The following is a 13,695-nucleotide window of genomic DNA, read 5'->3' as shown; positions in this document are numbered from 1 at the left end:
GCGGCCATCGCCGGACAGCGGGAAGGGGTGCGATGCGGAATATTTCGATCTGTGCGCTTCTTTCGCTCGCGATGACCGCCTGCATGGCGAACGGCGGCAGCGCGGCCGAACAGGCGAGCGAGATCCGCATCGAGTCCGGTCCGCGCCTCGGCGCGCCGCGCGCGACGCACCAGCTTGTCGCCGTGGGAGAGGGACGCCTGCTCGCCATCGGCGGATGCGTGCGCGCGGGCTGCGAGGCGGGTCCGGCCAGCGCGACCGTCGATATCATCGATGCCCGCAGTATGGAGCTTGTCGGGAGCGGCCAGCTGCTCGCCGAACGTATCCAGCCGTCGGTGGCGACGCTGCCGGGTGGGCAGGTGCTGGTCCTCGGCGGGTGGGTCAACGGGCGCGTGTCGGCGACCACCGAAATATTCGATCCCGCGACGGGCAAGTCGGTCGCGGGGCCGGCGATGGCGGCGCCACGCAATGCACCGGCGGTCGCGCGTCTGGCCGATGGGCGGATCCTGATCGCCGGCGGTTATGACGGAACGGACGTCCGCTCCGACGCAGAAATCTTCGACCCCGCCTCGGGCCGCCTGAGCCCGGCAGGGTCGCTCGGCGCCGCGCGGAGCGGCGCGACGGCGACCTTGCTCGGCGACGGGCGGGTTCTGGTGGCCGGGGGCGGGCGGCCCGATCGCGAACCGCGGCGGGCGTTGGCGAGCGCCGAGCTGTTCGATCCCGCGACCGGCCGGTTCAGCGCCGCCGGAACGATGGCGCAGGGGCGTTACAAGCATGGCGCGCTGCGCCTCGATAATGGCGACATATTGGTCGTCGGCGGATCGGACGTCCGCGATTATGGCGGCAAGCTGCGCTCGGTCGAGCGCTTTGACGTCGCGGCGGGGCGATTCATTCCCGTGGGCAACCTCGCCGATCCGCGCTTCAAGATCGGCGACGGCCTGCTGCTGCTGCCCGGGAACCGCATCCTCGTCGCCGCGGGCGATATCGCCCCCGAAATCTTCGATGTCGCCAGCGGCACCGGCCGGCGGCTCGACTATGATCTGGGCGGGCAGTGGAATTATATGACGCTCGTCCGCGTCGACGCGCAGACCGCGCTGCTCGCCGGCGGCTATCGCGAAGGGCGGATCGAGCCGACCGACCGAAGCTGGATCATCCATTTGCAAAAGGGCTGATATCATGACCACTGCGAAGCTGTTCCTCCACGGTGTCCCCGACAGCCCCGCGATCTGGCGCCCGCTGCTTGGCGCGCTCGACCTTGCCGACACGCCCGTTGCGGTGCCCGCGCTTCCGGGGTTCACCGGTCCGCTGCCGGCGGGGTTTTCTGCAACGAAGGAGGCGTACGCCGATTGGGCGGTGGGCGAGGCCGAGGCGCTGTTCGCGGCGCACGGGCCGATCGACATCGTCGGGCATGACTGGGGGGCGCTGATCGCGCAGCGCGTAGCGATGCTGCGTCCCGACCTCCTCCGCAGCTGGGCGATTTCGAACGCGGTGATCGATCCCGATTATCGGGGTCACCGGCTCGCGCGAATCTGGAACACGCCCGTCATCGGCGAAATCTCCATGGCGCTCAGCAAGCCTGCGAAGCTCGCCGAAGGGCTGGCAGCACAAGGGATGCCAGCCGACATCGCCGCCGAGGAGGCTGCGCAATGGGCGAACAGGGACAAGCGCCGCGCGATCCTGAAGCTCTATCGTTCGGCGAAGGGGCTCAGCTTCGAGCACGACTGGGCGCGCGACATCGCCCAACTGCCCGCGAACGGCACATTGGTGTGGGGCGCGGGCGATCCCTATGTCGAGCTTTCGGTGGCGCAGCGCTTTGCGGCGAACACCGGTACGCCGCTGGCCGTGATCGAGGGGGCAGGGCATTGGGCGATCGCCGAGCGGCCCGCCGAGGTCGCTGCGGCGCTCCGAGATTTCTGGAGCAGGCTGTAAACAAGGCGCTTTTCCTTGTGATCGCCATATTCGATCATTCTAAGCCGGTTAATCGATTGGATCGTGCGGCGCTTTTCGATCATGGGCGCGTCCATCGACGAAGGGCGTCCTATGGGCGGTGACAAGATTCCCCCGAAATTGTCGCGCCGATCCCTTCGCGAAACAGGCGGTCCGGTCATCCCCCCTCCCTTCCGGGCCGCTGGCGCCGTGCCCATCATCGTGACCGCGACGATGGGTGCGGCGGACCAGCGCTTCTTCGATCGCCTCCGCGCCGCTCATTTTCCACCCGGCCGCAACCATCTCGCGGCGCATATCACGCTGTTCCACCAGTTGCCGCCGTCGTGCCTCGACGAGCTTGACCGGCTGATTCGCCGGATTGCGGCCGACACCCCGCCGCCCGCCGCGCATCTGCGCGAAATCTATTCGCTCGGCGGCGGTGTCGCCTTCCGCATCGACAGTCCCGGCCTGCTCGACGTCCGCGCGCGCATCGCCGATCATTTCGCCGGCACGCTCACCGCGCAGGATCAGGGCATCCCGCGCCTGCATGTCACCGTCCAGAACAAGGTCCCGGCCGCCGAAGCGCGAAGATTGCAGGGCGCGCTCGCCGCCGACTTTCATCCGCGGCCCTTGATGATCGCCGGACTCGCCGCGCATCATTATCTCGGCGGCCCGTGGCAGCCCGCATTCGCACGCAATTTTCGCGGAGTGCGTACATGATATTGACCCGCGGCAACGCTCTGCTTATAGGCGCGGCTCGCCCGACGCGGCGACCCTTTGGGGCGGAGTAGCTCAGCCGGTTAGAGCAGCGGAATCATAATCCGCGTGTCGGGGGTTCGAGTCCCTCCTCCGCTACCAATCTATCGATATCCCCTTAAAGCAGCTCGAACACGTCGTAGCGGACGGCGCCGCCAATGCTGGCGCCGAGGCCCACCGCGACAATGTCGTTGAGCCAGAGATAGCGTTCGTCGCCCGTTTCGAACATCGGGGTAGTGCGGAAATAGACCTCGGCCTTTTCCTCGGGCGTTTGCGGCCCGCCCTTGCGGGCATGTTTGTGCGCGGCCGACAGCGGGCGCAGCACGCCGCGATAGGAGACATAGATCAGCGCGCCGTCGTGCGTTTCCATCGTGATGCGCGCGTCGAGCCGCAGCGTGTCGCGGTCGTCGATCGTCGCCCAATCGCCGCCGCTTGGCATCACGCGGCCGTGCAGCCGCTCGCCTGTGACCTCGCCGCCGGTGAGCGCGGCAATCATCCGGCGCCCGAAATGCGCCTTGCCGACCATCTGCTGCGGTTCGGTGAAAGTCGCGGTGTACGAACAGAGGGTGCGGAAACGGGGCTCGTCCATGGATCATCCTTTCTAGGAGCGAAGGGGAAAAGGCACGGCGGCGAAAGGGGTGCCGCCGTGCCCGCGGGTCACATCTTGAATGCGACCGTAACGCCATAGGTGCGCGGCGGCGCATAGGGGGTCAGGATCTGACGGAAGGCGCCGAAATAGGTGACATAGGTCGGCGTCAGCTCGTCGGTCAGATTCTTGCCCCACAGCGAGACTTCCCAGCGATCGTCGGGACCCGAAAGCGACAGCCGCGCGTCGAGATTCTCATGGCTCGGCCACAGCTGCTGCGGGATGTTCGATGCTTCGAAAAAGGCGTCGTCGACCCAGCTGTAATCGACGCGCAGCTTTGCCGACAGGTCGCCGACCGGAGCCTCGAACTGGCCGCCGATGTTGAACTTGTTCTTGGGCGATCGCGGCAGGCGGTTACCCGCGTAATTCTGGCCCGGGATCGTATATTCGGTGAACTTCGCATCGAGATAGGCGTAGCTGCCGTCGATCTGGAACCCCTCAAACGGCCGCGCCACCGCCTCGACCTCGATCCCCTTGATCCGCGCCTTTGCCGCATTGCTGACGACGACGCAGCACAGCGGGATCAGCTGCGAGATTTGCAGGTCCGAATAGTCGGTGCGGAAGGCCGCGACGTTGAGCCGCAGGCGGCGGTCGAGCCAGTCGGTCTTCGCGCCGATTTCATAACCCCATGCGAACTCGGGATCATAAGGCGTCGAAGCACCCGCTGCGGTGCCCGAGAGGCCTTGGAAACCGCCGCTCTTATAACCGCGCGCGACCGAGCCATAGAGAAGGATATCGTCGGTCGCCTTCCAGTTGAGCGCGAAGCGCGGCGTGAAGGCCTTCCAGTTCTTCTTACCCGTCACGTCATAGCCCGCGAGCGAACCCAGCGGCGGCGGCAGGCCGGGGCCGCTGTCGGCCTTGAAACCTGCGAAGCGGCCGCTCTTGCGCTCCCAGGTCATGCGCGCGCCGAGCGTCGCGGTCAGCGACGGCACGATCTCGACATCGACCTGCCCGAAGACTGCAATGCTGCGCGCGTTGACCGACTGCGGGTAGATGCCCGTTCCTGAGCCTGCGGGGGTCGGAAAATCCTGGATCTGCCCTTCGACGCGGTCGTTATTCTCTTTCAGGAAATAGACACCTGTCTGGCCTTTCAGCCGTCCGTCCCACGCGTCGAAGGAAAGGCGGAGTTCCTGGCTGAACTGGCTGTTGTCCTCCTCGCCGAAGCTCGTCGATTCGATCTGCGCGGGCGGGTTGATCGGGTTGCTGAAGAAGGGGGTGACGAAGTTGAACTTCACCTTGCGCAGTGCGGTGAGCGAGGTCAGCGTGCCGAACGGCAGGTCAAGGTTGACCTCGCCCGAATAGGTCTGGATCGTCCGTTTGACCTCGCCGTCGATATAGGCGTTCACGACGCGCGGATCGGGGTTGATGCCGACGCAGTGGATGCCGCCCTGAAAGCTGGTGTCGCAATTATTGTGCCGCGGATTGCCCTTCTGGTCCTGATGCGACACGTCGGCGCGCAGGATGATGTCGAGCGTGTCGGTCGGCACAAAGCGCAAGGCGACGCGGCCGGTCGTCAGGTTGAGATCGTTGACGTCATTGCCGGTGGTCTCGTTATATTCGAAGCCGTCGCGCTGCTTGTGCGACAGGCCGGCCGACAGATACACCTTGTCGGTCAGCGCCATATTGCCGCGGGCGATCACACCGACGCGGTCGTAATTGCCGTAGGTGCCTTCGAAGAAGAAGCTCGTTTCGTCGGTCGGCTTGCGGCTGATGAACTGGACGAGGCCGCCGATCGCATTCTTGCCGAACAAGGTGCCCTGCGGCCCGCGCAGCACTTCGACGCGTTCGAGGTCGAGCGCATCGAGGTCGGGAGTCCCGCCGCGCCCGGCATAAACGCCGTCGACGAACACGACCACCGACGGGTCGCCGCCCGCATTCTGGCTGATGCCCGGCGCGCTGCCGATGCCGCGCATCGCGAAGTTGGTGTTGATCGGATCGACCGCACTCACCGCAAGACCGGGGGTGCGGATCGCGATGTCCTGCACCGTTTCGATGCTGTTGTCGCGAAGCTGCTCGGCGCCGAAGGCGGTGACCGAGACGGGAACGTCCTGCAGCCTTTGTTCCTGTCGCTGTGCGGTGACGATGATGTCGCCGCTCGTGTCGTCGGCGGCATCCTGTGCCGCCGCAACGCCGGGCAGGGCGGCCACCGCCACGCCGGCAAGGAAAAGGACGGACTGCTTCCTTCGGAAATAGGTCATCTCGCGTCTCCCAACACATTGTTTTTTTCTGCGGCCGATCAGGCTTGACTCGGCTGCAAAATTACTTAGTTTTCTAAGTAACTGTTTCTATATAACAGGCCGACCTGTGGTGCAAGAGCGGGCGGCGATCGGGAGGACGGGATCGATGGCGACCGAGATCGCGAAAGATGCGCCGCAAGGCGAGCCGGTCGGCAATGAGGATGCGGAGGCGGGCTGGCCGCGCCCCGCCTATAGCTGGTACGTCGTCGGCGTCCTGCTGCTCGCTTACACATTGTCCTTCGTCGACCGGATGATTCTCAGCCTGCTCGTCGCGCCGATCCGCGCGGCGCTCGAGATTTCGGATACCGAGGTCAGCCTGCTCATCGGGCTCGCCTTCGCCCTGTTCTACACCGTGCTCGGGCTGCCGATCGCGTGGATCGCCGATCGCTGGAACCGCCGGAACCTGATTGTGTCGGGCGTGGCGCTGTGGAGCGTGATGACCGCCGCGTGCGGCTTCGCCGGAAGCTATGCAACGCTGTTCCTCGCCCGCATGGGCGTGGGGGTAGGCGAAGCGGCACTGTCGCCCGCAGCCTATTCGATGCTCAGCGACATGTTTCCGCGCGACAAGCTTGCGCGCGCGATGGCGGTCTATTCGATCGGGGTGCCGCTCGGATCGGGCGTCGCGATGATCCTCGGCTCTTTTGTCGTGCAGGCAGTGCTCGCGGCGCCGATGGTCGATCTGCCGCTGATCGGTCCTGTCGAGGCCTGGCGTACGATCTTCCTGTGGGTCGCCGCGCCGGGGCTGTTCGTCTGCTTGTTGTTGCTGACCGTGCGCGAACCGTTGCGGCATGGCCTCCAGCGGACGGCTGCATCCGTCGATGCGGCTGCCGCACCCGGCTTTCTGTCGCATCTCGCCGGGCAGCGCGTCGCGCTGGGCGCGCTGTTCGCGGGCATGTCGCTGATCGGACTCGTCATGTACGGCGTGATCGCGTGGGTGCCGACTTTCTTTGCGCGCACCTATGGCATGGACGTATCGCAGGCCGGGCTGTGGTTCGGGCTGATCATGGCGATCGGCGGCGCGGCGGGGCTGGTGATCGGCGGGACGCTGGCCGACCGGATGTTCGCAAAGGGCGTTCCCGACGCGCATCTGCGCGTCATGCGCCTGTCGATCCTGCTGGGCGGGCCGCCGCTGCTCGCCGCGGCGCTGATGCCGGACGCGACGCTCGCCTTTGTCATGCTCGCGCTCGCTTTTCCGATGCTGACGATGCACGGCGTCGGTACGGTGGCGCTGCAATTCATCACGCCGAACGAATATCGCGCCCGCGTCACCGCGCTCTATTTCTTCGTGGTCAACCTGACCGGTCTAGGTTTCGGCCCGATGCTCATGGCGCTGCTCACCGATCATCTCTTCGGCGACGACGGTGCGCTGCGCTATTCGATCGCGTTGGTGACGGGTGTCGCGCTGCCGCTCGCGGCGATTATCCTGACGATGGGCTTTTCGGCCTTCGCCCGCGATCTTGCCCGAACGTCGGAGGCCGCCTGACGCCTGCCCCGATCGGCGAAGGCCGGTTGACCGGGAGAGGGACGGGCGCCATGCGCTGGAATTGCGCGAAGGTCGTCGAGGACCTTATGACAGGCCCGTTGCGGCCCGAAAGGAAGACGACGATGGACAGCCCGTTCCTGATGATGAACCTGTTGAGCGCCGTCTATTGGTTCGACGAGGCGCTGCAGGCGGCGCTCAAGGAAGCCGGCATTCCCAACGTCAGCCGTGCCCAGTCGATGCTGATCGCCAATATCGCGGCGGGCGAGCATCGCGCGACGCGCATCGCCCGCAACCTCGGCGTCACGCGCCAGGCGATCAGCCTGATGCTGAGCGAGCTCGAAGCGCGCGGCATTGTCGAACTCGTGCCCGACCCCGACGACCGGCGCGCGCGGATCGTCCGTTTCGCCGAACAGGCGAACGACACGCGGCGCGCTGCCGCCAAAGCGTTGCACTATCTGGAGCTGAAGCTCGTCGAGCGGATCGGCCTTCCGGCCTACCACGGGCTGCGTGACGCGATGCGGATGGATTGGGGCGATCCGCCGCGCGTGCCGCCCGACGCGCTAGGGGATCCCGAGGGCGTCACGGGCTAGCCTTTGCCAATTTAGTTAAGTTTCTTGACATTATTCTCGCGCGGCCTAATCTGACCGCAACAGCCGATTCAACGGCTCGCCGGGAGAGAATGTCATGAATATTGCCGTTCAGACACACAGGGCTGAAGAAGAGGCGTTCGCCGATCGCCGCATTCCGAAAGGAGGCGACTGGTTGTCGCGCGCGGAGCTTGAGGCGCTGACGCCCGAGGAACTGGTGCGTCGGACGACCGCGCTCAAGCCGCTCGTCGCAGCGCACGCGCTCGAATGCGAACGGCTGCGCCGCCCGGTGGATGCGGTGTGGGACGCGATCCGCAAGACCGGCGTCTTTTATCATTTCGTTCCCAAGCGCTACGGCGGGCTCGAGTTCGACATCGACAGCTTCATCGACGCGATGCTGCCGATTGCCGAAGGCTGTGGTTCGACCGGTTGGGTCACCGCCTTCTGCGTCGAGCATAACTGGATGCTCGCGCAGTTTCCCGAAGGCTTGCAGGACGAAACCTTCGGCGGTGCCTTTCCCTATATCATCGCGCCGGGCGCCACCAACCCGCCCGGAGTCGCGCAGCCGGTCGAGGGAGGATACCGCCTGACGGGCCGTTGGAAATGGGGCACCGGCGTCATGCACGCCGACTGGGTGATGGTCACCGGCACGATCCCGGGCGAAAGCCCGCCGCGCCAGCTCTTTTTCGCCTTGCCGGCCGAAGAAGTCGAGGTGCTCGACACCTGGCACGTCGACGGGATGATCGGGACGGGAAGCAACGACATTCGCTGCGACGACATGTTCGTTCCCGACCATCGCGTGATGGATATGGGCGAGATGCGGAACGGCAACGCCCCCGGCGCGAAGCTCCACGCGCATAACCCGATCTACCGGATGCCGATGACGCCTTTCCTTGCGATCACCGCGGCGATCGGTGCGGTCGGCGTCGCGCGGTCGGCGGTCGACCATTTCCGTGAACGGATCGGTGTTCGCACGATGCTGGGGACGACGGTCAAGCAGAACGAGAAAGCCTCGGCGCATATGCGGCTCGGCGAGGCGGCGGCGAAGACCGCGACGGCGGAGATGATCCTGCGCGAGGTCGGGCGTCGCAATGTCGCGCTGACCGAAGCGGCGGGCGACGGGTTGGTGAGCAACGAAGATCGCATCGCGCTCCGCGCGCAGGTCGCGCTCGCGATGGATCTGTGCCGCGACGCGATCCGGCTGCTGGTCGAAGGCGCGGGGTCGAGCGCGCATATGACGAGCAGCCCGCTGCAGCGCGCGCTACGCGACGTCAATGTTATGGCGAGCCATGTCGTCTATGATTTCGACGCCGCGACCGAATTGCTCGGACGCTCGCTGATCGGCCTGCCGCCCAACACGCCTGTCTTCTAAAAATTTGCGCAAGCAACTTGACAAATATTTTGCAGCCGTCATTATCTTAGCATACTAAGAAAACATCAGCATAACCGGCTTTGGGAGGTACGGGATGCGCGAGAAGGCAGAGATTGGCCGGCGAACCTTGCTCGCCGGAGGTGCGGCGGCGCTGGTGGCGGCGAACGGTGTCCGGGCGGCCGGAGCGGAGACGCTGGTGCCCGGAAAAAAGCGCGGTGCGCGGCCGAACATCCTCTTTATCGTAAACGATCAGGAGCGCGCGCAGGCCGACATTCCCGCCGGCCTGCCGCTTCCTGCGCACGACTGGCTGCGCGAGCGTGGTATCGTCTTCGACCGCTTCCATGTGAATACGACGCCGTGCGGTCCGTCGCGCTCGAACATTTACACCGGCCTCCACACCCAGCACACCGGGGTCTATGCCAACCCCAACTCGCCGCCGCACCCCGAGCTGAGCCCGCAGATTCCGACAATCGGGACGATGCTGCGCCGCGCCGGTTATCGCACGACCTACAAGGGCAAATGGCATCTTTCGAACATCAACGAGGGGCTGAACCTGCGCGGGGTCGCCGGCGGGATATTCCCGAACACCAGCGATGTCCTCGAGCCCTTCGGTTTTTCGGACTATAATTTCAACGGCGAGCGCGAGGGGCTGTCATGGGAAGGCTTTATGAGCGACGGGGTGACCGCCGCAGAAGCCGCCAGTCAGCTTCGTAGCTTCGCCGATGATGAGGGCGATGCGCCATGGTTCATGGCGGTCAATTTCGTCAATCCGCACGACATCATGTTCTATGATCCGAGCGGTGAGGGGGAGGCGACGCGCGCACGGCCGAACCTCGTCGCGCCGCTGCTCGCCGCGCCGGGCGACCCGATCTATGGTCGCGACTGGAAATTCCCGCTGCCGCGCAGCTTTCACGCTGACGACCTGTCGCGCAAGCCGCGCGCCCATGCTGCGATCAACGCCAGCTCGGGGGCCTTCTATGGCCGGATGCGCCACTCGGACGAGGCGGTCTGGCTTCGCAACCAGAATTACTATTTCAACTGCATCCGCGACGTCGACCGGCACATGCAGACGGTGTTCGACGCCCTCGTCGCCACCGGCCAGCTGGACAATACGGTCATTATCTTCACGTCCGACCATGGTGAACGCGCCGGCGCGCACGGGATGCGGCAGAAGGGCGGCACGATCTACAAAGAGGATGTGGGTGTCCCGCTGATCGTCGTCCACCCCGACCTTCCTGGCGGCCGCTCGACCCACGCGCTGGGCAGCGCGGTCGACCTCGTTCCGACGATGCTGTCGCTCGCCGGGATCGACGAGAAGGTGCAGCACGATATGCAGCCGAAGCTGGTCGGTCACGACCTGTCGGCGGCGATCGCCTCGACCACCGCGCGGACGCGCCGCGACGAGGCGGGCGTCCTGTTCAACTATGCCGTGCGCTATGGGTGGAACGCGCCCGATGCGCCCGCTGGTGTCGCCGAGACGAAGCCGCTGGCTGAAAACGACCTGATGCTCCGCCGCCTGCATCGCGGTGTGCACGACGGGCGCTATAAATTCGCGCGCTATTTCGCGCCCGCGCAGCATCATATCCCGCGGCGCTGGGACGACCTCGTCGCGCACAACGACCTCGAACTTTACGACACGGTGGCCGACCCCGACGAGATCGACAATCTCGCTTGGCGCCCCGACGCCCACAAATCGCTCATCGAACGCCTGAATGCCAAGACCAACGCGCTGATCGAAGCCGAGGTTGGCGAGGACAAGGGCGCCGAATATCCGGGTCCGGCACCACAATATGACACGCTGAAACTGACCTGACCCGTCACCTTTGGGAGAGGGACAATGCGAATGAAAAGACTGCTTTGCGGCGGGGCGATGGCGCTCGCCTTCGGAACGCCGGCGCTTGCGCAGGAGGCGGCGGACGGTGCGACCGCGCGCGACGACCAGACGATCATTGTCACCGCCACGCGCCGGGAACAGACGCTGCAGGAAGTGCCGATCTCGGTCGCGGTGGTCAGCGGGGACCAGATCGAGAAACAGGGAATCCTGCTGTTCGACGATGTTCAGGATAGCGTCCCGAACCTCCAGATCGACCGCACCAACGGCAATTTCGCGATCACGATGCGCGGGCTCGGCGCCGGGACGGGCAACCTGTCGTTCGAACAGTCGGTCGGGCTGTTCATCGACGGCGTTTATCTCAGCCGCTCTCGCGCATTCCAGAATCCGCTGCTCGACGTGCAGCGCGTCGAGGTCGTTCGCGGGCCGCAGGGGGCGCTGTTCGGCAAGAACACCAATGCGGGCGCGATCAGCGTCGTCACCCGCCGCCCGACGCGCACGTTCGAAGGCTTCGTCCGCGCGAGCGGCGAGGTCGAGCAGGGCGGCTGGAACCTCGAGGGCGCGGTGTCGGGCCCGATCTCGGACACGCTCAGCCTCCGCCTGACCGGCCGTGCCGGCGCGATCGGCGATTTCATGCGCAACACGATCACCGGCCGCGAAGAAAATGGATCGCGGTACGAGGCGGTCCGCGGGCAGCTTTTATGGGAGCCGACCGACGCTTTCGAGGCACTGGTCAAGGTCGAGCATTCGTCGAACCGCATCGACGGCGGCACCACGGTGTTCAACAACATCGGAAGCGCGGCCTGTGCGCTGTGCAACGCGGTGCGCAATTCGGGTGCAGACGTTCCCGAATATCCGTCGTTCCGCCGCGCCGCGCGGACGATCAATCCCGAATATGACGATACGAAAACGACGATGGCGCAGCTGACGATGAATCTCGACGTCGGCGACTGGACCTTCACCTCGGTCACCGCCTGGCAGGATCTCGATGGCGGGGTGAATTCGGATTATGACGGGCCGCTCACCTTCCTCGAATCCGATATCACCGAACAGTCGAGTTCGCTGTTCCAGGAAGTGCGCGTGCAGCGCGAGATCGGCGACGGCGGTTCGTTCATCGCGGGCCTGACCTATATCGATACCGACCTCCACATCCAGCAGGCCTCGCTGTTCGGCGCCGCGAGTGCCGGCCTGCCGCTGCCGCTCGACGGGCTGTCGACGCGCCGGTTCGACCAGAAGGGCAAGAGCTGGTCGCCGTTCGCGTCGCTCGAGGTGCCGGTGACCGAACAGATCATGCTCAGCGGTAGCCTGCGCTATTCGGACGAAAAGCGCCGCGGCCGCGCGCGCTCGTTCAACGACGGCGTGTTCCCGCCGACTTATCTGACGTACGACATCACCGAAACGCGCAAGGAGAATCTGTGGGATTACTCGCTGCGCGCACGGTATGAATTCAGCCGCGACGCCTATGTTTATCTAAGCTATGCGACGGGAACCAAGGGCGGCGGCTTCGTGTCGAACGACGCGCTGCTCCTTTACAATATCCGCAACGGCTTCGCGACCTTCCAGTTCGATTCCGAACGTGCGCGCTCGTGGGAAATCGGCGGCAAGTTCCGCTTCCTCGACGGCAAGGGGCAGTTCAACATCGCGCTCTTCCGCACGGATTTCAGCGATCTGCAGGTCTCCGAATATAATGGGACCGCTTTTATCACCGGCAATGCCGCCTCGGCGATTTCGCAGGGGGTGGAGGTCGATACCGACATCGGCATCGGCGACAATTGGCGGATCGGTGGCAGCCTTGGTTACCTCGATGCGCATTACAAGGATTATCCGGGCGGCGCCTGCCTGTATGACGCGCCGCCGACCTGCACGCCGCGGACCAACAACCTTGCCGGAACGCGGCTTGTGCGGGCGCCCGAATGGACCGCGAACGGCTTCATCGAGGCCAAATATCCCGTTTCGGGCAATCTCTATGCGCTCGCCCGCGTGTCGGCCAATTATCAGTCGCGCTCCTTTTTCCAGCCCGACATGAACCCGCTCAATTCGCAGCCGGCCTTCACCAAATATGACGCGCGCATCGCGGTGGGGCGCGAGGATGGTCCATGGGAAGTCGCGCTCGTCGGTCGCAACCTGACCGACAAGGTGACGATTACGCAGGCGTTCAACACGCCGACCTTCGGCGGGGACAGCCATATGGCGATGGTCGGGGCGCCGCGGACGGTGACGCTGCAACTGTCGCTCGATTTCTGATCGCTTGAGGGAGAGACGGAATGGGGCGGCCTGAACTCTTGCTGCTGGCCGGCGGTATCCGCACGGGCTCGCTCAACGAGAAGCTGATCGGCTGCGCGGCGCAGGCGGCGGGCGAGCATGGTTTGCGGACGACGCGTCTGTCGCTCGCGGATTATCGCCTGCCGCTGTTCGGCGCCGAAGCGCTGTCGATCGGCGAGGTGCCCGAGGCGGTAGCGCTCAAGGCGATGTTCCGCCGGCACGACGCCGTGATCATCGCGAGTCCCGAGCATAATGGTTCGGTCACAGCGATGCTCAAGAACGCGCTCGACTGGATATCCTGTCCGGGCGAGGGCGAGGCGCCGCAGGCTTATGGTGCCTTTCACCGCAAGCCCTTCGCGCTGCTGTCGGCGTCGTCGAGCCCGTTCGGGGGGCTGCGCGGCTTGTCGCAGCTTCGCCATATCCTGACCACCGTGAAGGCCTGGGTGGTACCCGAACAGCTCAGCGTGCCGCACGCCCATCGGGCGTTCGACGCATCGGGCCGTCTTTCCGACCCGTTCCTTCAGGCGCTGCTGGACGAGTTGGTCGAGGCGGTCGCGGTGGCGGTTCGGCGCTAGGCGGTCTTCCGCGCGGCCGCTTC

At 65.3% G+C, this 13,695-nt stretch carries 11 protein-coding genes and 1 tRNA gene; 10 read left to right on the top strand and 2 right to left on the bottom strand.

Annotated elements, in window-relative coordinates; all coding sequences use genetic code 11:
• Nucleotides 1–32: 32 nt before the first annotated feature.
• From VGN62_RS07755 to VGN62_RS07740, 4 genes are all read left to right on the top strand, one after another.
• Nucleotides 33–1,169, top strand: coding sequence for a hypothetical protein (locus VGN62_RS07755; RefSeq protein WP_327452454.1), 1,137 nt, complete (start codon nucleotides 33–35; stop codon nucleotides 1,167–1,169).
• A gap of 4 nt (nucleotides 1,170–1,173) precedes the next feature.
• The gene (locus VGN62_RS07750; protein WP_327452452.1) at nucleotides 1,174–1,926 is read left to right on the top strand and encodes an alpha/beta hydrolase; all 753 of its coding nucleotides are present in this window, start codon (nucleotides 1,174–1,176) and stop codon (nucleotides 1,924–1,926) included.
• Between the two features lie 231 nt (nucleotides 1,927–2,157).
• The gene (locus VGN62_RS07745; protein ID WP_327452784.1) at nucleotides 2,158–2,643 is read left to right on the top strand and encodes a 2'-5' RNA ligase family protein; all 486 of its coding nucleotides are present in this window, start codon (nucleotides 2,158–2,160) and stop codon (nucleotides 2,641–2,643) included.
• Between the two features lie 61 nt (nucleotides 2,644–2,704).
• Nucleotides 2,705–2,781 (top strand) — tRNA-Met (locus tag VGN62_RS07740).
• A 16-nt stretch (nucleotides 2,782–2,797) separates the two neighbouring features.
• On the opposite strand, the gene VGN62_RS07735 is transcribed toward VGN62_RS07740, so the two are convergent.
• A complete protein-coding gene (locus VGN62_RS07735) occupies nucleotides 2,798–3,268 on the bottom strand; it encodes a DUF3237 domain-containing protein (RefSeq protein WP_327452450.1) in 471 nt (156 codons plus the stop codon).
• A gap of 68 nt (nucleotides 3,269–3,336) precedes the next feature.
• Nucleotides 3,337–5,523, bottom strand: a complete 2,187-nt coding sequence (locus VGN62_RS07730) for a TonB-dependent receptor (protein ID WP_327452448.1) — start codon at nucleotides 5,521–5,523, stop codon at nucleotides 3,337–3,339.
• A gap of 145 nt (nucleotides 5,524–5,668) precedes the next feature.
• Between VGN62_RS07730 and VGN62_RS07725 the strand changes: the two genes are divergently transcribed.
• The 6 genes from VGN62_RS07725 to VGN62_RS07700 all read left to right on the top strand — a co-directional run bounded on the left by VGN62_RS07725 (nucleotide 5,669) and on the right by VGN62_RS07700 (nucleotide 13,672).
• Nucleotides 5,669–7,045 carry an MFS transporter gene (locus VGN62_RS07725; RefSeq protein WP_327452446.1) on the top strand — a complete coding sequence of 459 codons (1,377 nt, stop codon included), beginning with the start codon at nucleotides 5,669–5,671 and terminating at the stop codon, nucleotides 7,043–7,045.
• 122 nt (nucleotides 7,046–7,167) lie between these two features.
• Entirely contained in the window at nucleotides 7,168–7,635 is a 468-nt protein-coding gene (locus VGN62_RS07720; protein ID WP_327452444.1) for a MarR family winged helix-turn-helix transcriptional regulator, read from the top strand.
• Between the two features lie 94 nt (nucleotides 7,636–7,729).
• Entirely contained in the window at nucleotides 7,730–9,004 is a 1,275-nt protein-coding gene (locus VGN62_RS07715) for a hypothetical protein (protein ID WP_327452442.1), read from the top strand.
• Between the two features lie 94 nt (nucleotides 9,005–9,098).
• Nucleotides 9,099–10,817, top strand: a complete 1,719-nt coding sequence (locus VGN62_RS07710; RefSeq protein ID WP_327452440.1) for a sulfatase-like hydrolase/transferase — start codon at nucleotides 9,099–9,101, stop codon at nucleotides 10,815–10,817.
• A 30-nt stretch (nucleotides 10,818–10,847) separates the two neighbouring features.
• Entirely contained in the window at nucleotides 10,848–13,079 is a 2,232-nt protein-coding gene (locus VGN62_RS07705) for a TonB-dependent receptor (RefSeq protein ID WP_327452438.1), read from the top strand.
• 20 nt (nucleotides 13,080–13,099) lie between these two features.
• Nucleotides 13,100–13,672 carry an NAD(P)H-dependent oxidoreductase gene (locus tag VGN62_RS07700; RefSeq protein ID WP_327452436.1) on the top strand — a complete coding sequence of 191 codons (573 nt, stop codon included), beginning with the start codon at nucleotides 13,100–13,102 and terminating at the stop codon, nucleotides 13,670–13,672.
• The last annotated feature ends 23 nt before the right edge of the window (nucleotides 13,673–13,695 follow it).

Source organism: Sphingopyxis sp., assembly GCF_035998905.1.
GTDB lineage: Bacteria > Pseudomonadota > Alphaproteobacteria > Sphingomonadales > Sphingomonadaceae > Sphingopyxis.
The sequence above is the reverse complement of the archived record's forward strand: the minus strand, read 5'-3'. Positions and strand labels throughout refer to the sequence as shown.